Origin of the sequence: Rhizobium sp. LCM 4573, assembly GCF_001854865.1 — a bacterium.
Lineage (GTDB): Bacteria > Pseudomonadota > Alphaproteobacteria > Rhizobiales > Rhizobiaceae > Neorhizobium.
Map to the genome: position 1 here is coordinate 145,640 of NZ_MDDW01000013.1, position 19,413 is coordinate 165,052.

Here is a 19,413-nt window from a genome sequence, read left to right on the forward strand (position 1 = left end):
ATGTACGTTGCCGTCAAGGGTGGCGAGGCCGCCATCAGAAACGCCCACCGGCTGCTTGCCGACCGGCGCCGGGGCGACCGGACGCTGCCTTCCGTCACCATCGAGCAGATCGTCGAACAGCTCGGCCTTGCGGTCGACCGCGTCATGGCGGAGGCCTCCCTCTACGACCGGCCGCTCGCCGCACTCGCCGTCCGCCAGTCGCGCGGCGATCTCATCGAGGCGATCTTCCTGCTGCGCGCCTACCGCACCACCCTGCCGCGCTTCGGCACCTCGGTACCGATCGATACGGCAAAGATGCTGGTGGAGCGGCGCGTCTCCGCCACCTACAAGGATCTGCCGGGCGGTCAGCTTCTCGGCCCGACCTTCGACTACACACACCGGCTGCTCGATCCCTCGCTTCTCGAAGACGGTCCGGTGGACGAACCTGAGCGGCGTGACGCTCCTGGCGATGCCGTCATGCGCGTCTCCGATATCCTCGCCCATGAGGGCCTGATCGAAGCCGATGGCGAGTTTCCGGAGGACCATCAGGCGGGCGATATCACCCGTGAGCCGATGGAATTCCCCATGCCTCGCGATCTGCGCCTGCAGTCGCTCGCCCGCGGCGACGAGGGGTTCCTGCTGGCGCTCGGTTATTCCACCCAGCGTGGCTATGGCCGCACTCACCCCTTCGTCGGGGAAATCCGCGTCGGCGAGGTGGAGGTCGAAATCGAGGTTCCCGAACTCGGCTTCGCCGTCTCGCTCGGCCGCATCCAGGTCACCGAATGCCAGATGGTCAACCAATTCAAGGGCTCGGCCAAGGCGCCGCCGCAGTTCACCCGCGGCTACGGACTCGTCTTCGGCCAGAGCGAACGCAAGGCGATGAGCATGTCGCTGGTCGACCGGGCGTTGCGCGCCGAAGAATTCGGCGAGGACATCACCGCGCCGGCGCAGGATGAGGAATTCGTCATCTCCCATTCCGACAACGTGCAGGCGACGGGCTTCGTGGAGCACCTGAAGCTGCCGCATTACGTCGACTTCCAGGCCGAACTCGCGCTGGTGCGCAAGATGCGCGCCGATATCGAAGCTGCCCGCAACAGCGACAACCCCATGCAGGAGGCAGCCGAATGACGGACCTTGCCAGCTACAATTTCGCCTATCTGGACGAGCAGACGAAGCGCATGATCCGCCGGGCGATCCTGAAGGCGAWCGCCATTCCGGGCTATCAGGTGCCCTTCGCCTCCCGTGAAATGCCGATGCCCTATGGCTGGGGAACCGGCGGTGTGCAGGTGACAGCCTCCATCATCGGCCCCGACGACGTGCTGAAGGTGATCGATCAGGGCGCCGAYGACACGACCAATGCTGTCTCCATCCGCGCCTTCTTCGAGAAGGTCGCGAATGTCGCAGTCACCACGCATACCAAGGATGCAACGATCATTCAGACCCGCCACCGCATTCCCGAGCAGAAGCTTAGCGAGGGACAGGTGCTCGTCTATCAGGTGCCGATCCCGGAACCTCTGCGCTTCCTCGAACCGCGGGAAACCGAGACGCGCAAAATGCATGCGCTTGAGGAATATGGCCTCATGCATGTGAAGCTCTACGAAGATATCGCCCGCAATGGCCGCATTTCCACGACCTATGCCTATCCGGTGAAGGTCGCCGGACGTTACGTCATGGACCCGTCGCCGACCCCCAAGTTCGACAATCCGAAGATGCACATGTCGGATGCGCTGCAGCTCTTCGGCGCCGGCCGCGAGAAGCGCATTTATGCCGTGCCGCCCTATACGGATGTGGTCAGCCTCGATTTCGATGACCATCCCTTCGAGATCCAGAAGTTCAAGCAGCCCTGCGCGCTCTGCGGCGCAAGGGGCGTCTATCTCGACGAGGTGGTGCTCGACGACAAGGGCGGGCGCATGTTCGTCTGTTCCGACACCGACCATTGCGAGGAACGTCGCGAAGAAGGCCATACCGGCGAGATGCCGAGCCAGGAGGCAGCAGAATGACCGACACTCCCCTCMTCAAGGTCAATTCCGTTTCGAAATTCTACGGCCAGCGGATCGGCTGCAAGGACGTCTCCTTCGAGCTCTGGCCGGGCGAGGTGCTGGCCATCGTCGGCGAATCCGGCTCGGGCAAGACGACCCTGCTCAACTGCATCTCCACCCGGCTCATGCCGACGGCAGGCAGCGTCGAATACCGTATGCGCGACGGCAATTTCCGCGACCTCTACCACATGGGCGAGGCCGAGCGCCGCTTCCTGATGCGCACCGACTGGGGCTTCGTTCACCAGAACCCCGCCGACGGGCTTCGCATGACGGTTTCGGCCGGCGCCAATGTCGGCGAGCGGCTGATGGCGATCGGTGACCGTCACTACGGCAAGATAAGGGATACGGCAAGCGATTGGCTTACCCGGGTCGAGATCGGCACCGACCGTATCGACGATCAGCCCCGCGCCTTCTCCGGCGGCATGCGCCAGCGCCTGCAGATCGCCCGCAATCTGGTGACCGGCCCGCGCCTCGTCTTCATGGACGAGCCGACCGGCGGACTCGACGTCTCGGTGCAGGCCCGCCTGCTCGATCTGGTTCGCGGCCTAGTCAACGATCTCGGTCTTGCGGCCATTATCGTCACCCACGACCTCGCTGTCGCCCGTCTCCTCTCCCACCGGATGATGGTGATGAAGGACGGCCTCGTTATCGAGCACGGGCTGACTGACCGGGTGCTGGACGACCCTCGCGAGCCCTACACGCAATTGCTCGTCTCATCGATCCTTCAGGTGTGAGGAAAACAAAGATGGCCACGCCCCTCGTCGTCTCCGAAGTCTTCAAGAGCTTCACCATGCACCTGCGCGACGGCATCCGTCTGCCGGTCGTCAATAATGCCAATTTCTCGGTCGCAAGCGGCGAATGTGTCGTGCTGGGCGGGCCTTCCGGCATCGGTAAAAGCTCGATCCTGAAAATGCTGTACGGCAACTATGCCGTCGATGCCGGCCAAATCCTCGTCGATCACCGCGACCGGATCGTGGATATCGCCACCGCCGATCCGCGCGCCATCCTTGATGTGCGCCGGCACACGATGGGCTATGTCAGCCAGTTCCTGCGCACCGTTCCGCGCGTAGCGGCGCTCGATGTCGTGGCGGAACCGCTTGTCGCGCGCGGCGCGGAAGCGGCGGAAGCGAAGGACAAGGCTTCCGAGCTGCTCGCCAGGCTCAATCTGCCCAAGGAACTCTGGGGACTGCCGCCCGCGACCTTTTCCGGCGGCGAACAGCAACGCGTCAACATTGCCCGCGGCTTCATCACAACTCACCAAATCCTGCTTCTGGACGAACCGACCGCTTCGCTCGACGCCGTCAACCGCCGCGTGGTGGTGGAGATGATCCGGCAAAAGAAAGAGAACGGTGTCGCGCTCCTCGGCATATTCCACGACGAGGAAGTGCGCGAGGCAGTCGCCGATCGAATACTCGACGTGGCGCAATTCTCGCCTCGGAAGGTCGCCGCATGAGCGTCAAGGTCGGACTTGAGCCGGCGATCCATCCGAGCGCCAGCGTAAAGCACTCCACGATCGGGCGCTACACCGAAGTCTCCGAGCGCTGCCGTATCGAGGAGGCCGAGATCGGAGACTATTCCTATGTCATGCAGGACGGCTCGATCTGGTGCGCGACGATCGGCAAGTTCGTCAACATCGCCGCGTCCGTCAGGATCAACGCCACCAACCATCCCACCTGGCGCGCGACGCTGCACCACTTCACCTACCGCGCCGCCAATTACTGGGACGATGCCGAGAACGAGGAAAGCTTCTTCGAATGGCGCCGCGATAATCGTGTCGTCATCGGCCATGACGTCTGGATCGGTCATGGCGCGACGGTCCTGCCGGGCGTCACCGTCGGCAACGGCGCGGTGATCGGCGCCGGCGCTGTCGTCTCGAAGGATGTCGCTCCTTACACCATCGTCGGCGGCGTGCCGGCGAAACTCATCCGCCAGCGCTTCACGAAAGAGGTCGGCGAGCGCATGGACAGGCTCGCGTGGTGGGATTGGGATCATGCCAAATTGCGTGATGCGCTCGATGATTTCCGAACCCTTTCAGCCGAGGACTTCCTGTCCCGACATGGCGCATGAGCGCGTCATAAAACTGTGACGCGATTGTCGCGGGACTGAAACAAAATCGACATTCAAGCTTCATGAACGGCGACTAATCGAACCTCATGAAATGCTGGACAGGCGAGAGACCATGAAGTTCGAACTGAGGAACATCACCCGCCGTTTCGGCGACCGCATCGCGGTCAATGCCGTAAACGTCGAAATTCCCCAGGGCCAGATGGTCGGCGTCATCGGCCGTTCCGGCGCAGGCAAATCCACGCTTCTGCGCATGATCAATCGCCTGCAGGAGCCGAGCTCCGGCTCCATTCATTTCGGCAGCGTCGAAGTCTCCGGCCTCAAGGGTGCGGCGCTGCGCCACTGGCAGCGCGACTGCGCGATGATCTTCCAGCAATTCAACCTGGTGCCTCGCCTCGACGTGATGACGAATGTGCTGCTCGGCCGGCTCAATCACCGCTCCACGGCTCTCAGCCTTCTCAAGGTATTCAGCCGCGACGAGCGCGTCATGGCGATGGCGGCGCTCGAACGGCTCGGCATCGAGCAGACGGCGCTGCAGCCGGCAGGAACGCTTTCCGGCGGCCAGCAGCAACGCGTGGCGATCGCCCGTGCGCTGATGCAGGCACCCAAGATGGTGCTCGCCGACGAGYCGATCGCCTCGCTCGACCCGCTGAACGCCAAGATCGTCATGGATGCGCTGCGCGGCATCAACGAGCGCGAGGGCATCACGGTCATCACCAACCTGCACACGCTCGATACCGCTCGCAGCTATTGCGAGCGCATCATCGGCATGGCGGGCGGCCGCGTCGTCTTCGACGGCCCGCCCCACGAGCTCACCACTGCCGCCGTGCGGGAGATCTACGGCTCCGACAAGGATGGCGCCGGTATCGATGAATCCATGACGTCGACGAGCCTGGAACCGGTGCGCCCGGTGCAGGCCGCCCCATCCGGCCGGGTGGCCGAAGCGGCCGTCATGCGCTGATCCGTTTCCGGCCGTTCGAGGGGACGACGGCCGAAAAGATGATGTCATTCATTCCTCCAAAGGAGACTTCCATGTCTGCAATCCGCAAGATCCTGATGGCCACGATCGCCATCGCAGCCGTTGCCGGCCAGGCCGCTCACGCCCAGGACGTCAAGGTCCTGCGCATCGGCCTCGACGGCGGAGAAAACGAATCCGACCAGATCCGCCGCACCGAATGCGTGAAGGACGGTCTGGCAAAGGCCACCGGCGTCTCGGAAGTCCAGCTCTTCCCCTCGCCGGATTACAACGGCGTCATTCAGGGCCTGCTCGGCGGCACGATCGATCTTGCCGTCATGGGCGCCTCCTCCTATGCCTCGATCTACCTGAAGGACCCGAACGCCGTTACGCCGGTTCTGACCACCAAGCAGTCCGACGGCTCCACCGGCTACTACTCGATCATGGTCGCCCGCAAGGATTCGGGCATCAAGACGCTCGCCGACGCCAAGGGCAAGAAGCTCGGCTTCGCCGATCCAGACTCCACCTCCGGCTATCTCGTACCGAACGTCTCGTTGCCGAAGGATATCGGCGAGCCGGTCAAGCAGTACTTCTCCGAAACCGGCTTCGGCGGCGGACATGAGAACCTGGTTCTTGGCGTCCTCGACAAGACCTGGGATGTCGGCACCACCTTCGGCTCCGCACAGGGCGAGTGGGAGCAGGGCTACACCTCCGGCAACCTGCGCATCATGGTAGACAAGGGCATTCTCGACATGGACGACCTCGTCGAAGTCTGGAAGTCGCCGCTTATCCCGAACGGTCCGCTGATGGTTTCCAACAAGCTCAGCGATGACATGAAGACCAAGGTCACGGCCTTCTTCAAGGACCTCCCGAAGACCGACAAGACCTGCTTCGAGTCCTTCACGGGCGGCGGCTATGTCGATTGGGAGCCGGTCGACCAGAGCTTCTATCAGACGATCATCGACGCCCGTAAGTCCGTCATCGGCGGCTGAGCATCAGGCTGAACAATCGAACGGCGGCATCATCACGATGCCGCCGTTCGCTCAAGAAGGAAGTGTTTCGATGGCGCAGGCTGGAACCGATCACGCAGGCGGGCTCAACCCCAATGCCCGCACGATCCTCGATCATTATCAGCAGCAGGTGCGCACCCGCCGATTCTATACGATCATTYCGATCGTGATCTTCCTGATCGTCCTGGGCGCATCGCTGGATTTCGCCAACAGCGCCAATTCCGGCAAGTTCTTCGAACGCCTTCCCTATCTCTTCGATTTCCTCAGGACCTTCGTGCCTGACAGCCCGCTGGAAATCTTCCGTGCGATGTTCGACCTGCCCTCGCCCTATGCGGACGGTTCGATCAAGTATGATTACACCAGCGACCGCGTCTGGCTGACGGACAGCTTCTACATCCCGAACTTCTTCTACCARCTCGCGATCACGCTCAATGTCGCGATCGTCTCGACGATCATCGGCGCGACCGGGGCATTCCTGCTCTGCTTCTTCGCCACCACGAACCTCATCGGCTCCCGTACCGTCCGCTGGCTGGTCCGCCGCATCATGGAAGTGCTGCGCGCCTTCCCCGAGATCGTCATCGCCGGCCTCCTGACCGCAGTGCTTTCGATCGGTCCGATCGCCGCCATCATCGCCGTCTCGATCCACACGATCGGCGCGCTCGGAAAGCTCTTCTTCGAGGTGGTGGAAAATGCCGACATGAAGCCGGACGAAGGCCTGCGCGCCGCCGGCGCCAACTGGCTGGAGCGGGTGCGCTTCGCCATCCTGCCGCAGGTTCTGCCGAACTTCGTCTCCTACACGCTGCTCAGAACCGAGATCAACGTTCGCGCCTCCACCATCATCGGCGCGGTCGGCGGCGGCGGCATCGGCGAGGTCTTCCGCCTTTCGATCGGCCGCGATCATGCGGCCAAGACCTATGCCATCATCATCTTGCTGCTGATCACCGTGATTGCCGTCGATCAGTTCTCCGCCTGGCTGCGCCGGCGTCTGATCGGCCAGCAATCCTTCGAATTCGGACGGGGAGCTGCCTGATGTCCATCGTCACCGTCAATGCGGCCGAACGCGAGCGCCTTCTCGCCGCCTATCCGCAAGTCTTCGAGCGCAGCTTCATGCAACGCTGGGGCCTTGCGCTCGTGGTCGGCGCCGTCCTTGTCTATCTCGCCTTCTGCTTCGCCTTCTTCAAGGTCATTCCGACCTTCGCAAACGGTAACTGGGATCGCGCTGCGATCTACATCCAGGACTGGTATTCCTGGCGCGCCCAGCCGCGTCTGCGCTTCCAGAACGGCGAGGTCGTGCCGCAATGGTCGAGCCGCGGGCAGTATCGCGAAGGGGCCGAAATATTCTGGCTCGTCCCGAATGCCGACGGCAGCTACACCGTCACCTTCGGCGGTGAGGACGACCGGCTGGAAGTGACGCCAAACCGAGTCGACGTCTACCTGGACGGAACGCTCTATCCCGTCACCATCACCTCCGAACGGGCGTTCCTGCCCGCCGGTGCTCCCGCGGCGATGGTGCAGGACGGCGACAAGGTCAACGTTAATTTCGGCTTCGAAGGTCAGGTGGAAATCCGCACCAGCCAAGTCTATATCCAGCGCCGCTTCCTTGGCTGGGCGAATTTCTTCTTCGACACTCAATCCGCCTTCTGGGGCAGGAGCCTTGGAGAAGTCGCCGGCCTCATGCTCTCCGGCGAAAGGCTCGATCCGCAGCGTTCCAACGCCTCGCTCGCCCTCCACGACTTCCTCAACAATACGAGCTGGCAGCACGCCGATATCCTTTCCAAGCTGATGYAGACGCTGGTGATGGCCTTCGTCGGCACGCTGCTTGCCACCCTCATCGCCTTCCCGCTCGCTTTCGTCGCGGCCCGCAACATCACGCGAAGCCGCCCGGCAAACTGGGCCATGAAGCGCCTCTTCGACTTCCTGYGCTCGATCGACATGCTGATCTGGGCGCTCTTCTTCACCCGCGCCTTCGGCCCTGGCCCCATTCCGGGCATCGCCTCGATCTTCTTCACCGATACCGGCGCGCTCGGAAAGGTCTATGCGGAAGCGCTCGAAAACGTCGACGACAAGCAGCGCGAGGGTGTGAAATCCGTCGGTGCGTCTCCAATCACCGTGCAGCGCTATGGTGTCGTGCCGCAGGTTCTGCCGGTCTTCATCTCGCAGTCGCTCTATTTCTGGGAGTCGAATACGCGCTCGGCGACCATTATCGGCGCCGTCGGCGCGGGCGGCATCGGGCTGAAACTGCTGGAAGCCATGAAGACCAATGCCGATTGGGACAAGGTCGCCTATATGGTGCTGCTCATCCTTCTCGTCGTCTTCGTCTTCGACAATGTGTCGAATGCGCTTCGCTCGCGGGTGATGGGCAGAAAATAACACGGTTTCCATCATCATTCTGTCATGGAAATCTTTTAGCGCAGGGCCCTGTTCGCCGCATGGCGGGAACGAGCTAAGCTCTCCGCCAATTGCTTCTGATTCCGGAATTCCACTTTGCGATACGCTCTCTATTTCACGCCCGCCGAACACGATCCTTTGACGGAGGCGGCCGGCCGCTGGCTTGGCCGCGACGCCTTTTCCGGCGCCGAGCATCCGGCCCCCGATGATGCGAAACTGCCGGCGGGCGAAATCACCCGGCTGACCGCCGATCCGCGACGTTACGGCTTCCATGCGACGCTGAAGGCGCCGTTCGAGCTCAAGGATGAGGTGAGCGAAGCAGAGCTCTTGGATGCCGTGGAGCGTTTCGCGGCTGAAACCCCGGCTTTCGACATCCCGAGGATCGTAGTCGGCCAGCTCGGTCATTTCTTCGCGCTGGTGCCGGCGAACATTCACCCGCCGCTCCAGGATTTCGCCGCCTCCGTGGTGGAGGAGTTCGAACCCTTCCGGGCGCCGCTTTCCGAGGCCGAGATCGCCCGCCGCAAGCCGGAGAAGCTCACCCCTCCCCAGCGGGAAAACCTCAGCCGCTGGGGCTATCCCTACGTCATGGAGGAGTTCCGTTTCCACATGACGCTGACCGGCCCGGTCGAGCCCGAGCTTGCCGGCCCGATGCGCGAGGAGCTCGACCGGCGCTTTGCCGCCTTCGCGAACAGGCCGCTCTCCATCGATGGGCTTGCCATCTTCGTCGAAAGCGAACGCGGCGCTCCCTTCAACATCCATAGCCGGCTACCGCTTGCACCCGCCCTAGAACACAGGAAGACCGCCCCATGAGCGCCGAACTCGTCCTTTCCAATGCCCGCATCGTGCTCGAAGACGATATCGTCTCAGGCTCCGTGCTGATCCGCGACGGCCGGATTGCCGATATTTCGGAAGGCGCCACCCGCACCGGCGAGGATTTCGAGGGCGACTATMTCATTCCCGGCCTGGTCGAACTCCACACCGACCATCTGGAGCAGCACTACTCCCCACGCCCCGGCGTGCGGTGGAACACGATCGCCGCCATCCAGGCGCATGACGCGCAGGTCGCAAGCTCGGGCATCACCACCGTCTTCGATTGCCTGCGGATGGGTGCGGACGAGGACGGCGGCTTCGAACACGGCGAGATGCGGGCCATGGCGGACGCCATTCAGGAAGCGGAGCGCGAGGACCGGCTGCGCGCGGAACACCTGATCCACCTGCGCTGCGAGGTCTCGGCCGACAATGTTCTGGAGCATTTCGCCGATTTCGAGGACGATCCCTATGTCCGGCTCGTCTCGCTGATGGATCACGCGCCCGGCCAGCGACAGTTCCAGACCATGGACCAGTACACCCTCTACTACCAGAAGAAGCGCGGCCTGAGCGACGAAGCCTTCGCGCTCTTCGTCGCCCGCCGTCAGGCGGATTCGGCCCGCAATTCCACGCGTCACCGTAACACCATCGCCAAGGTCTGCGCCGAGCGCGGCGTCACGGTCGCAAGTCATGACGACGCCACGCTGGATCACGTGGACGAGGCGATCGAAAACGGCGTGAAGCTTGCGGAATTCCCGACCAGTTTCGATGCCGCCAAAGCCTCCCACCAGGCTGGCATGAGCGTGCTGATGGGCGCACCAAATATCGTGCGGGGCAAGTCCCATTCCGGCAATATCGCCGCCCGCGACCTTGCCGAAAGGGGTGTGCTCGACGTGCTCTCCTCCGATTATGTGCCGCTCAGCCTGCTGCACGCGCCCTTCGTGCTGGCGGATGAAGTGGAAGGCATCAGCCTTCCCAAGGCGCTTGCCATGGTGACCTCGACCCCCGCCCGCACAGTGAGCCTCGACGATCGCGGACGCATCGCCACGGGCTTGCGTGCCGATCTCGTGCGCGTGCGCCGCGCCAGCGGTGTGCCGGTGGTGCGGGGCGTCTGGCGTGAAGGCCGGCGGGTCGCATGATGCGAACGCCCACAGCGCTCCCTTGCGGCCGCATGGTGGTCGTCGTCGGCCCAAGCGGCGCCGGCAAGGACACGCTGATGGCCTATGCGGCCCGGCATTTCGAAGGGAGCGGGGATATTTCCTTCGTTCGCCGGGTCATCACCCGCAGCGCCGATGCCGGCGGAGAGGACCACGAGGGCGTTTCGGATGAGGATTTCGACAGGCTGGAGAGTGCCGRCCGGTTTGCGGTCTCCTGGGCAGCGCATGGTCTGAAATACGGCATCCCCGCCGAGACGCTGGAGGGGGTGGCCCGCGGCCGCCTTCTCATAGCCAACGGCTCCCGCTCGGCGCTCGGAAAGTTCAAGGCGGCCTTCCCGGCCCTCACCGTCATAAATATCACCGCGAAACCGGAAGTCCTTGCCGCCCGCCTCGAAGCCCGCGGCCGGGAAACGCGCGAAGAGATCCTGAAACGGCTCGAGCGCAGCTCTCTCGCCGTCATCGGCGATTACGACGTCGTGACGATCGACAACAGCGGTGCGCTGGAAGATGCCGGCCAGGCCCTGATTAAAGCGCTTTCCGCCTGCCGATCCGCAACGGCCCGCTCAGCCTGACGCGCCGCCCCCTGCTGGAGCGATCTTTGCTCGGCTCAGTGCGCCTCGTCCCAATTGGTGGCGGCGCGCGCATCCACCTTCAGCGGCACCTTCATGCCGATTGCCGGCATGGCTGCCTGCTCCATGGTCGAGACGATCACGGGGATTGTCTTCTCGATCTCCTCGTCYTCGACCTCGAAGATCAGCTCGTCATGCACCTGCAGCAACATGCGGGCAGAAAGCCCCGCCTGGTGGAGCGCCGGCTCCATCTTCGCCATGGCGCGGCGGATGATATCGGCGGYCGAGCCCTGGATCGGCGCGTTGATGGAGGCGCGCTCGTTGAAGGCCCTCACGGAAGGATTGGACGAGCGGATATCCGGATAGTGCGCGCGCCGGCCGAAAATGGTTTCGACATAGCCGTTCTCGCGGGCAAAATTCTTGGTGCTCTCCATGTAGTCGCGGATGCCGGGAAAGCGCTCGAAATACTTCTTGATGTATTCGCTCGCCTCGGAGCGCTCGATCGAGAGCTGGTTGGCCAGCCCGAAGGCGGAAATGCCGTAGATGATGCCGAAATTGATTGCCTTGGCGCGGCGGCGCACTTCGCCCGGCATGCCTTCCACCGGCACGCCGAACATTTCCGAGGCCGTCATGGCGTGGATATCCACTCCGTCCGCGAAGGCTTGGCGAAGCTGCGGAATATCCGCCACATGGGCGAGCACCCGCAGCTCGATCTGGCTGTAGTCGGCCGAAACCAGCTTGCGGCCGGCAGGCGAGATGAACGCCGTGCGGATCTTGCGGCCCTCGGCGGTACGCACCGGAATGTTCTGGAGATTGGGCTCCGAAGAGGACAGGCGCCCGGTCGTGGTGGAAGCCAGCGAATAGCAGGTATGGACCCGTTTCGTCTCGGGGTGCACATAGCCGGGCAGCGCATCCGTATAGGTGGATTTCAGCTTGGTGAGCTGGCGCCAGTCGACGATCTTGCGCGGCAGCTCATGGCCGGCTGCAGCCAGATCCTCCAGCACGCTGGCGGATGTTGACCACTGGCCAGTTTTGGTTTTGGCACCCCCCGGCAGACCCATCTTGCCGAAGAGGATATCGCCGAGCTGTTTCGGCGAACCGATGGTGAAGCGCTCCCCGGCAAGCTGGTAGATCTCATCCTCGAAGGCTGCCGCCTTCTGGGCAAGCTCGCCCGAAAGGCGCGAAAGGATCTGCCGGTCGATCGTGATGCCCCGCTCTTCCATGCGGGCCAGGACCGAAACCATCGGTCGCTCCAGCCGTTCGTAGACGGCAGTGAGCCCCATGGCGGCGAGCTGCGGCTTCAACACCATCCACAGCCTCAGCGTCACATCCGCGTCTTCGGCGGCATAAGCGGTCGCCCTGTCGATATCGACGAGATCGAAGGTGACGCCTGCCTTGCCGCTGCCGGCAACGTCTTTGAAGGTGATCGGCTTGTGATTCAGCCACTGTTCCGAAAGAGCATCCATGCCGTGGTTGGCCTTGCCGGCCTCCARCACGTAGGACATCAGCATCGTATCGTCATAGCTTTCGACAGTGATGCCGTGGCGCTTCATGACGAGGTAGTCGAATTTGAGGTTCTGCGCCACCTTCAGGACAGACGGGTCTTCCATCAGCGGCTTTAGCCGGGCAAGCGCCTCGGCCATGGGTATCTGGTTTTCTACCAGCCCTCCGCCTAAGAGATCGCCGACGCCCGTCTTGTGTCCAAGCGGAACATAGGCGGCGCGGACATCGAGGCCGGAAGGATTGGCCATGTTATCCGCCAGCGCCAGCGAAAAGCCGACCAGCTCCGCCTGCATCGGGTCGAGCGAATTGGTWTCGGTGTCGAAGGCGACGATGCCGGTTTCCCGCGCCGACCTGATCCAGTCGTCGAGAACCGCCGTGTCGCGGATCGTCACATAGCAACTCGGATCGAGCTTGGCCTTGCCGAAAGCCTCGATGCGTCCGGCGGCGAAGTCCTCGGGCGTCGCCGCCCCGCCTTTTGCTGCGGGCTCCTTGGGCGGACTGGCCGGGGCCTCGGCCGCCGCTTCGCCTGTATCGGCCGGAGCGGCCTCGGCGCCGTCGAGATCGGGCCCGCGTGCCGCCTCTCCCCATTCGACCTTCACCACAGCGGGCTCGATCGCATCCGCGTCGCAGTCGCACGCCGTCGCGACGCGCCGCGTCAATGTGGTGAATTCCATCGTCTTCAAGAAGGCGATCAGCTTCGGACCGTTCTGGACCTCAAGCATCAGAGCATCGAGCGGCAGATCCACCGGCACGTCGGTCGAGAGCGTCACCAGCCGCTTGGAGAGCCGGGCAAGCTCCGCATTGGCGACGATGTTCTCGCGCCGCTTCACCTGCTTGATCTCGCCGGCGCGGGAAAGAAGCGCTTCGAGATCACCGAACTCCTCCAGAAGCTGGGCAGCCGTCTTCGGCCCGATACCGGGGATACCGGGCACATTGTCGACCGAATCGCCGACCAGGGCCTGCAGGTCGATCATCTTTTCCGGCGGAACGCCCCATTTTTCGACAACATCGGGAATGCCGATCTGCTTGTCCTTCATGCTGTCGTACATGTGGACGTTCGGCGTCACGAGCTGCATCAGATCCTTGTCGGACGAGATGATTGTGACATCCGCGCCGATCGCCTCGGCCTGGCGTGCATAGGTGGCGATGATGTCGTCGGCCTCGTAGCCTTCGATCTCTATGCAGGGCAGATTGAAGGCCCGCGTCGCCTCGCGAATCAGGCCGAATTGCGGGATCAGCTCCTCCGGCGGCGCGGAGCGGTTGGCCTTGTAGGCATCGTAGATATCCTTGCGGAAGGTCTTGGCCGAATAATCGAAGATGACCGCGAAATGGCTGGGGGTCACGCCGACCGAGGTGTCGCGCGCATCGGTCAAGAGCTTCCACAGCATGTTGCAGAAGCCGGAGACCGCGCCCACCGGCAGGCCGTCCGATTTTCGGGTTAGTGGCGGCAATGCATGGAAGGCACGGAAAATGAAGCCGGAACCGTCGACAAGGAAGAGGTGATCGCCTTTTTTCATGGGCAATGGAATAGCGCGGGCCACTCGTTCCGTCCATGAAAACTTCGCCCAACGGCGGCGTCTCTTTCGCCCTTGCGGCCATCACCGCAACGTTACCGATTTGTAATTCTCGGCTCCCTTGAAAAGCCGCATTGCACCGCACATCTCTTCAATACCGGCATTGATCACGCCGCAGTCTGGTAGCTGGCCAGTCCCCCGCCGCGCCAGACCGGGCAAAGACCTATCCCCCTCTCCGGGTCTTTGCCCCTTCATCGGAACCGCCATGGCTGTCCCCTCCCGGCCATGGCGGTTTTCATTTGTTCACCACGCCCATCACATCGATTCACGCGCTCTCGACGCAGGCTTGGCGAAAGCATGGCGTGCGATATATCGGCTTTAGGGAGGGATGGAGACTGCGATCATGGGATTCGACCGCTCGCATTCGGCGACTTATCTCGCCAGCCAGCTCGCAAAGGGCTTTGCACGTTCGCTGCAGAGGCGGTCGACCGATCTCGGCTTCTCTCCGGGCCAGTTCCCGGTGCTTCTGGAGCTGTGGAACGAGGATGGGCTCACTCAGAAGCAGCTTCTCGACCGGCTCGAGGTGGAGCAGGCCACGCTTGCCAATACCTTGACGCGCATGGAGCGCGACGGGCTCATCTCGCGGGAGCCGCACCCGAAAGACCGGCGCGCCCAGATCATCACGCTTACCCGGCTTGGCCGCGATCTCGAAGGTAGGGCCGTGGAAGCCGCGGCCGAGGCGGATGCGGCCCTTTTCGCCGGTTTTCGCAGCTTCGAGCGGGAGCTGATGATCGAATACATGCGCAGGATCGTCGATAACGCTCGCAAGCCGTGAAGCTCGTCACGGGCAAGATCTCATCTCGAAACCATGAGCTTCTTGGTCTAAGGTCCGGTCGATTCCAAAGACAGGACCCCGCCATGACYGACATTTCCCCCGTCCTTACCCGTGCCGACGAAAACCTGGACAGCAGTCTGGAACGCCTGTTCGAACTCGTCCGCATCAAGTCGATCTCCACCGATCCCGCCTACAAGGCCGATTGCCGCAAGGCGGCGGAGTGGCTGGTTGCGAAGCTTTCCGACCTCGGCTTCGAAGCCTCCGTGCGCGACACGCCAGGCCATCCCATGGTCGTCGCTCATCATGCCGGCGCCACCGAAGACGCTCCTCACGTGCTGTTCTACGGACATTACGACGTGCAGCCCGTGGACCCGATCGAACTTTGGGAGAACGATCCCTTCGCGCCAACGGTCAAGGATCTCGGCGATGGCCGCAAGGTCGTGACGGGCCGCGGCACCTCCGACGACAAGGGCCAGCTCATGACCTTCGTGGAAGCCTGCCGCGCCTATAAGGAGGTGCACGGCAATCTGCCGGTGCGCGTCACCATCCTTTTCGAGGGCGAAGAGGAATCCGGCTCGCCCTCGCTCAAGCCTTTCCTCGAAGCCAATGCCGCCGAACTCAAGGCGGATTGCGCGCTTGTCTGCGACACCGGCATGTGGGATTCGGATACGCCCGCCATCGCTGCCGCGCTTCGTGGCCTCGTCGGTGAGGAAGTCGTGATCGCCGCAGCCGACCGCGATCTGCATTCCGGCCTGTTCGGAGGCGCCGCCGCCAACCCGATCCACATTCTCGCGGATATCCTCGCGGGCCTGCATGACGAAACCGGCCGCGTGACGCTCGAAGGCTTCTACGACGGCGTGGAGGAAACGCCCGCCAACATCAAGGCGAGCTGGGAGACGCTCGGCCGCGACGCGGAAGGTTTTCTCGGCGAGGTCGGCCTTTCGGTTCCCTCGGGCGAGAAGGGCCGCTCCGTGCTGGAACTCACCTGGGCGCGGCCGACGGCTGAGGTCAACGGGATTTCCGGCGGCTATACCGGCGAAGGCTTCAAGACGGTGATCGCCGCCAAGGCCTCCGCCAAGGTCTCCTTCCGGCTCGTCGGCCAGCAGAACCCGGCGAAGATCCGCGAGAGCTTCCGTGCCTATGTGCGCTCCAAGCTGCCGGCGGACTGCACGGTCGAATTCCATGCGCATGGCGGCTCGCCGGCAATCCAGCTCTCCTACGATTCCCCTGTCCTGACCAAGGCAAAGGCCGCGCTTTCCGATGAATGGCCGAAGCCCGCCGTCATCATCGGCATGGGCGGCTCCATCCCGATCGTCGGCGATTTCCAGAAGATGCTCGGCATGGATTCCCTGCTCGTCGGCTTCGGTCTGGTCGATGACCGCATCCATTCGCCGAACGAGAAATACGACCTGAAATCCTTCCACAAGGGCATCCGCTCCTGGGCAAGGATTCTCGCGGCGCTCGCCGCCTGAACGCAAAAAGGGCCTGAAGCTTGACGCTTCAGGCCCTCAAAACAAAAAGGCCGGGCAAGCCCGACCTTTCCACTCCTGCTTGTCGGTGCCAGTACATCCGTGGTCACGCTAAACAGGACAGGCAATTCCGGCGCGGCCGCTTGTCGATCCCAAGGACCGCTGCGGCTCTGCAGTCATCGTCTCGCCTGCTGGTTAACATCCCGTTAACACGGATATGAGAACCGCCGCGAAACGGCGCGGTTTCCCGCATTTGCTTCCACTGCACCGGAACGCCGTTGAGCAGTAGATGGGAAGCCTCAAGCCGGATTGCAAGGGGCGATGAAAAAGGCCGGACAAGCCGGCCTTTCCGATTATTCAAAGGAATGAGGGTCGACCTCAGGCAGCCTGGAGATTGTCTGCCGAAGCCTTGCCCGAGCGCCGGTCGGTGACGAGCTCGTAGGAGATCTTCTGACCGTCCTGGAGCTGGCCGAGGCCTGCGCGCTCGACGGCGGAGATATGGACGAATACGTCCTTGGAGCCGTCATCCGGCTGAATGAAGCCGTAACCCTTGGTGGCGTTGAACCATTTTACAGTACCGATGGCCATTTCGATGCCTTTCTCTTGCAAACGTGAGCCGATGTTTTCCCGCGAGATCGCGAAAAAATGTTGATGTCGAATTTGCAGGAAAGATCGTCGCAGGTGGCTTGAGGCCGAAATGCTGGCTGTCAAACAAATATCGATTATTCGCCTTTAGGACCGCGGCCTATCCGCGTCAAGGCTGGCCGCCCGTCTACCGTTTCAGAAACAGGCGCCCAAAATAACAGAAAACCCGGCGCGGGAGGAGGTGCGCCGGGTTTCTGAAACTGACTGGCAACCGGGAGGAGGAGGTGTCGCCAGTCCCATCGAGAGGCGCTGGGAGGAGGAGTGCGCCCTTCGATGCTTGTAACTATATCCTGGATTCGCTCAAAAAACAGACACGATATCGCAGTGCAGCATTGCGCAAATCGCATATCTCTTCCTTCTCTTGCCTGAGACGTGCTCCCCGGCTTATCTTCCGGGGCCATGAGCCTCGAATCCGTCCGCGCCTTCTTCGCCGCCCACGCACCCGATATTCCGGTCGTCGTCACCGAGGAAAGCTCGGCGACGGTCGCACTCGCTGCCCTTGCGCATGGTGTGGCACCCGAGCAGATCGCCAAGACGATCTGCGTTCGCGCCGGAGATCAGACGGCGCTGGTCGTGATGGCCGGAACGAGCCGCCTCGACAATCGCAAGTTCCGCGACCGGTTCGGCGCCAAGCCCCGAATGCTGGCGGGCGAGGAGGTGACTGAAATCACCGGCCATCCGATCGGCGGCGTTTGCCCGTTCGGGCTCGCCTCGCCGCTGCCGATCTATTGCGACGTCTCGCTGCAACGGTTTGCGGAGGTCTTCCCGGCCGCCGGCGCCACCAACGCCGCGGTGCGCATCAGCCCGCAACGAATGGCGGAACTCACCGGCGCCATCTGGATCGACGTCGGCCAGGATCCCTTGCCCGAGACCGTGGCCGCTCAATAGTAGCGGCGATACCAGGCCTGCTTGCTCTCGGCCGAGGCCGTTGCCACGGCATATCCTATGACGAAGCCGATCGCGCCGATCAGCGTGAACAGCGTGGTCGTGGCCGCCGGGTGTTCGCGGATGGTGCCGGCGACCGAGCTCGCCTCCCCGGCCACGTAGCCGGCGGCGCTGCTGGCACGTTCGGCGACGCTCTCATATGCAGCGCCTGTCCTTTCCGCGAGCTTCTCGCGCAAGGTGGCGATCTCGGTGCGCAGCGTGGCGATCTCGCGGTTCACATCCGAGCTCGGCTCCCGATCGAAGGACGAACTTTCCAGCTTACCGGGCGTTTTCAGGTTTCTGATGGGTTCTGCCATGCCGACCTCCTTGAATTGTCAGGAAGACCGATGAACTTTCAAAGGCCGTATAGGTTCCGGGAAACCCGTTTCAGCGGTTTTCGGCCAGGATCTGCGCGAGCGCCTCCAGCTTCTCGCGATCGCCGAGCCCCTTCTGGAGAGAATGGACGAGGATGATCGCAAGCGCCTCCCCATCGGGGCTTGCCTTGTCGATCTGGTGCTGGGCGCAGGTCTCGTCGAATACTTGCTGCAGCAGTGTTAACTGATCCGGACTGACCGGATTGCGGATCGTCGTCTGCATCGGCGTTGTCAACCTCCCGATCACCCCGCCCGTCCCCCGTGAACGGACCTACGCAACCTTGGCGATGCGCCGCCTCGACCGATCGGCGGGATCGCTTCGCGCATTCTACGCCCGCCAGCGAGAATTGCGCCTCCCGTCTCCGTATCCCGCATGACACGGCACGGGGCCGGCCTGCCCGACGAATCGCAAATGGCCGTGAACCGAAATCGAGACTGGGATTCTATGGTTTTTTCGTGGCGCACAAAAGCTTGCCGCTGAACGCGGAGCTTTGGCGTCACTACATGCAGCGGGTCCTTACGACCAATCGACGATCAGGCTTCGGTCACCACCGGTGGCGTGAGGCGGAAGAGGTTCCACAGATGTAGCCAAGCACAAAGCCCAGAACCCCGACGAATGCCACCGCCGAACCACTCGCGGCCGGATGATCGGCTGCATGGGCGGCGACCATTTCGGCCTCTTCCTTCACATAGCGCGCAGCGCCCTTTGCCTTCGCGGAAATGCCTCTTTCCTCCGTCACATCGCCGGTAAAGCCCGCACCAAGGGTTTTTCTTGCCATACGCCTGTCTCCGTTTTCGTTGCAAAGACAACTTGGAGATGGCGCAAGAGGTTCCGCCCCCCTCCGCGGACGGGTGGACGGAGTTTTGCAAGAAACGCGGGAAGAGAACCGGCGAGACCGCGAAAGACGTCGTGAAAACCGCGCCGGTCATGGCAGCCGGCGCGGTTCGCAGCGATTATTCGGTTGCCGGAGCTTCCTTGGCAGCCTCGTCGCGTTTCAGAACCATTGCCTGTTCGTTGCGCACTTCTTCCGCCTTGGTGATGCTGGCGGTGGTGAGGCCCTTGTCGACCTCTTTGGAAGCCGTCACGTGGCCCGCACAATCCGCAAGCGCCATGGACGACGTCAGTCCGAGAGTTGCTGCGATTACGAGAAATGTCTTCATGTCATTCTCCTTCGCTTTCG

The 19,413-nt window shown here is 62.8% G+C and carries 21 protein-coding genes; 15 read left to right on the top strand and 6 right to left on the bottom strand.

Annotated features, from left to right (window positions below):
- The 12 genes from LCM4573_RS17195 (at position 1) to phnN (ending at position 10,971) form a co-directional block, all read left to right on the top strand.
- Positions 1-1,107: a carbon-phosphorus lyase complex subunit PhnI gene (locus tag LCM4573_RS17195; RefSeq protein WP_071007603.1), complete on the top strand. Its 1,107-nt coding sequence runs from the start codon at positions 1-3 to the stop codon at positions 1,105-1,107.
- Positions 1,104-1,979, top strand: a complete 876-nt coding sequence (locus LCM4573_RS17200; protein WP_071007604.1) for an alpha-D-ribose 1-methylphosphonate 5-phosphate C-P-lyase PhnJ — start codon at positions 1,104-1,106, stop codon at positions 1,977-1,979. The genes LCM4573_RS17195 and LCM4573_RS17200 overlap by 4 nt, the downstream gene beginning before the upstream one ends.
- Entirely contained in the window at positions 1,976-2,752 is a 777-nt protein-coding gene (gene phnK, locus LCM4573_RS17205) for a phosphonate C-P lyase system protein PhnK (protein ID WP_071007605.1), read from the top strand. Before LCM4573_RS17200 ends, phnK begins: the two co-directional genes overlap by 4 nt.
- A gap of 11 nt (positions 2,753-2,763) precedes the next feature.
- Positions 2,764-3,471 carry a phosphonate C-P lyase system protein PhnL gene (gene phnL, locus LCM4573_RS17210; protein WP_071007606.1) on the top strand — a complete coding sequence of 236 codons (708 nt, stop codon included), beginning with the start codon at positions 2,764-2,766 and terminating at the stop codon, positions 3,469-3,471.
- Positions 3,468-4,085 carry a DapH/DapD/GlmU-related protein gene (locus tag LCM4573_RS17215; protein ID WP_071007607.1) on the top strand — a complete coding sequence of 206 codons (618 nt, stop codon included), beginning with the start codon at positions 3,468-3,470 and terminating at the stop codon, positions 4,083-4,085. The genes phnL and LCM4573_RS17215 overlap by 4 nt, the downstream gene beginning before the upstream one ends.
- A gap of 112 nt (positions 4,086-4,197) precedes the next feature.
- Positions 4,198-5,043, top strand: coding sequence for a phosphonate ABC transporter ATP-binding protein (gene phnC / locus LCM4573_RS17220; RefSeq protein WP_071007608.1), 846 nt, complete (start codon positions 4,198-4,200; stop codon positions 5,041-5,043).
- 71 nt (positions 5,044-5,114) lie between these two features.
- Complete coding sequence (phnD, locus tag LCM4573_RS17225; protein ID WP_071007609.1) at positions 5,115-6,029, top strand: phosphonate ABC transporter substrate-binding protein; 915 nt, start codon at positions 5,115-5,117, stop codon at positions 6,027-6,029.
- Positions 6,030-6,099: 70 nt separating this feature from the next.
- Positions 6,100-7,077, top strand: coding sequence for a phosphonate ABC transporter, permease protein PhnE (phnE, locus tag LCM4573_RS17230; protein ID WP_071007610.1), 978 nt, complete (start codon positions 6,100-6,102; stop codon positions 7,075-7,077).
- A complete protein-coding gene (gene phnE / locus LCM4573_RS17235; RefSeq protein WP_071007611.1) occupies positions 7,077-8,417 on the top strand; it encodes a phosphonate ABC transporter, permease protein PhnE in 1,341 nt (446 codons plus the stop codon). Before phnE (LCM4573_RS17230) ends, phnE (LCM4573_RS17235) begins: the two co-directional genes overlap by 1 nt.
- A 114-nt stretch (positions 8,418-8,531) precedes the next feature.
- A complete protein-coding gene (locus LCM4573_RS17240) occupies positions 8,532-9,245 on the top strand; it encodes a DUF1045 domain-containing protein (RefSeq protein WP_071007612.1) in 714 nt (237 codons plus the stop codon).
- Positions 9,242-10,381, top strand: coding sequence for an alpha-D-ribose 1-methylphosphonate 5-triphosphate diphosphatase (locus tag LCM4573_RS17245; protein ID WP_071007613.1), 1,140 nt, complete (start codon positions 9,242-9,244; stop codon positions 10,379-10,381). Before LCM4573_RS17240 ends, LCM4573_RS17245 begins: the two co-directional genes overlap by 4 nt.
- Positions 10,378-10,971 (top strand): phosphonate metabolism protein/1,5-bisphosphokinase (PRPP-forming) PhnN, encoded by a 594-nt coding sequence (phnN, locus tag LCM4573_RS17250; RefSeq protein WP_071007614.1) that lies wholly within the window; start codon positions 10,378-10,380, stop codon positions 10,969-10,971. Before LCM4573_RS17245 ends, phnN begins: the two co-directional genes overlap by 4 nt.
- Positions 10,972-11,006: 35 nt before the next feature.
- Here the strand turns inward: phnN and polA are convergent, their stop codons facing one another.
- Positions 11,007-13,988, bottom strand: coding sequence for a DNA polymerase I (gene polA, locus LCM4573_RS17255; RefSeq protein ID WP_071007615.1), 2,982 nt, complete (start codon positions 13,986-13,988; stop codon positions 11,007-11,009).
- 400 nt (positions 13,989-14,388) lie between these two features.
- Between polA and LCM4573_RS17265 the strand changes: the two genes are divergently transcribed.
- Positions 14,389-14,820, top strand: a complete 432-nt coding sequence (locus LCM4573_RS17265; RefSeq protein ID WP_071007647.1) for a MarR family winged helix-turn-helix transcriptional regulator — start codon at positions 14,389-14,391, stop codon at positions 14,818-14,820.
- A gap of 83 nt (positions 14,821-14,903) precedes the next feature.
- Entirely contained in the window at positions 14,904-16,292 is a 1,389-nt protein-coding gene (locus LCM4573_RS17270; protein ID WP_071007617.1) for a dipeptidase, read from the top strand.
- A gap of 375 nt (positions 16,293-16,667) precedes the next feature.
- On the opposite strand, the gene LCM4573_RS17275 is transcribed toward LCM4573_RS17270, so the two are convergent.
- Positions 16,668-16,877: a cold-shock protein gene (locus LCM4573_RS17275; protein WP_071007648.1), complete on the bottom strand. Its 210-nt coding sequence runs from the start codon at positions 16,875-16,877 to the stop codon at positions 16,668-16,670.
- A 456-nt stretch (positions 16,878-17,333) separates the two neighbouring features.
- Here LCM4573_RS17275 and LCM4573_RS17280 point away from each other — a divergent pair, with 456 nt between their 5' ends.
- Positions 17,334-17,822 carry a YbaK/EbsC family protein gene (locus LCM4573_RS17280; RefSeq protein ID WP_071007618.1) on the top strand — a complete coding sequence of 163 codons (489 nt, stop codon included), beginning with the start codon at positions 17,334-17,336 and terminating at the stop codon, positions 17,820-17,822.
- On the opposite strand, the gene LCM4573_RS17285 is transcribed toward LCM4573_RS17280, so the two are convergent.
- The 4 genes from LCM4573_RS17285 to LCM4573_RS17300 form a co-directional block, all read right to left on the bottom strand.
- Positions 17,816-18,175, bottom strand: coding sequence for a hypothetical protein (locus LCM4573_RS17285; RefSeq protein ID WP_071007619.1), 360 nt, complete (start codon positions 18,173-18,175; stop codon positions 17,816-17,818). The two genes, LCM4573_RS17280 and LCM4573_RS17285, sit on opposite strands and share 7 nt — an antisense overlap.
- A 70-nt stretch (positions 18,176-18,245) precedes the next feature.
- Entirely contained in the window at positions 18,246-18,455 is a 210-nt protein-coding gene (locus LCM4573_RS17290; RefSeq protein WP_071007620.1) for a hypothetical protein, read from the bottom strand.
- Positions 18,456-18,777: 322 nt separating this feature from the next.
- Positions 18,778-19,011 carry a hypothetical protein gene (locus LCM4573_RS17295; RefSeq protein ID WP_071007621.1) on the bottom strand — a complete coding sequence of 78 codons (234 nt, stop codon included), beginning with the start codon at positions 19,009-19,011 and terminating at the stop codon, positions 18,778-18,780.
- 175 nt (positions 19,012-19,186) lie between these two features.
- Positions 19,187-19,393, bottom strand: coding sequence for a hypothetical protein (locus tag LCM4573_RS17300; protein WP_071007622.1), 207 nt, complete (start codon positions 19,391-19,393; stop codon positions 19,187-19,189).
- Positions 19,394-19,413: the final 20 nt, after the last annotated feature.

Coding starts and splice junctions, on each gene's coding strand:
- LCM4573_RS17195 (WP_071007603.1), top strand. CDS start 1: ATGTACGTTGCCGTCAAGGGTGGCGAGGCCGCCATCAGAAACGCCCAC.
- phnL (WP_071007606.1), top strand. CDS start 2,764: ATGGCCACGCCCCTCGTCGTCTCCGAAGTCTTCAAGAGCTTCACCATG.
- LCM4573_RS17215 (WP_071007607.1), top strand. CDS start 3,468: ATGAGCGTCAAGGTCGGACTTGAGCCGGCGATCCATCCGAGCGCCAGC.
- phnD (WP_071007609.1), top strand. CDS start 5,115: ATGTCTGCAATCCGCAAGATCCTGATGGCCACGATCGCCATCGCAGCC.
- LCM4573_RS17265 (WP_071007647.1), top strand. CDS start 14,389: ATGGGATTCGACCGCTCGCATTCGGCGACTTATCTCGCCAGCCAGCTC.
- LCM4573_RS17275 (WP_071007648.1), bottom strand. CDS start 16,877: ATGGCCATCGGTACTGTAAAATGGTTCAACGCCACCAAGGGTTACGGC.
- LCM4573_RS17280 (WP_071007618.1), top strand. CDS start 17,334: ATGAGCCTCGAATCCGTCCGCGCCTTCTTCGCCGCCCACGCACCCGAT.
- LCM4573_RS17285 (WP_071007619.1), bottom strand. CDS start 18,175: ATGGCAGAACCCATCAGAAACCTGAAAACGCCCGGTAAGCTGGAAAGT.
- LCM4573_RS17290 (WP_071007620.1), bottom strand. CDS start 18,455: ATGCAGACGACGATCCGCAATCCGGTCAGTCCGGATCAGTTAACACTG.
- LCM4573_RS17295 (WP_071007621.1), bottom strand. CDS start 19,011: ATGGCAAGAAAAACCCTTGGTGCGGGCTTTACCGGCGATGTGACGGAG.
- LCM4573_RS17300 (WP_071007622.1), bottom strand. CDS start 19,393: ATGAAGACATTTCTCGTAATCGCAGCAACTCTCGGACTGACGTCGTCC.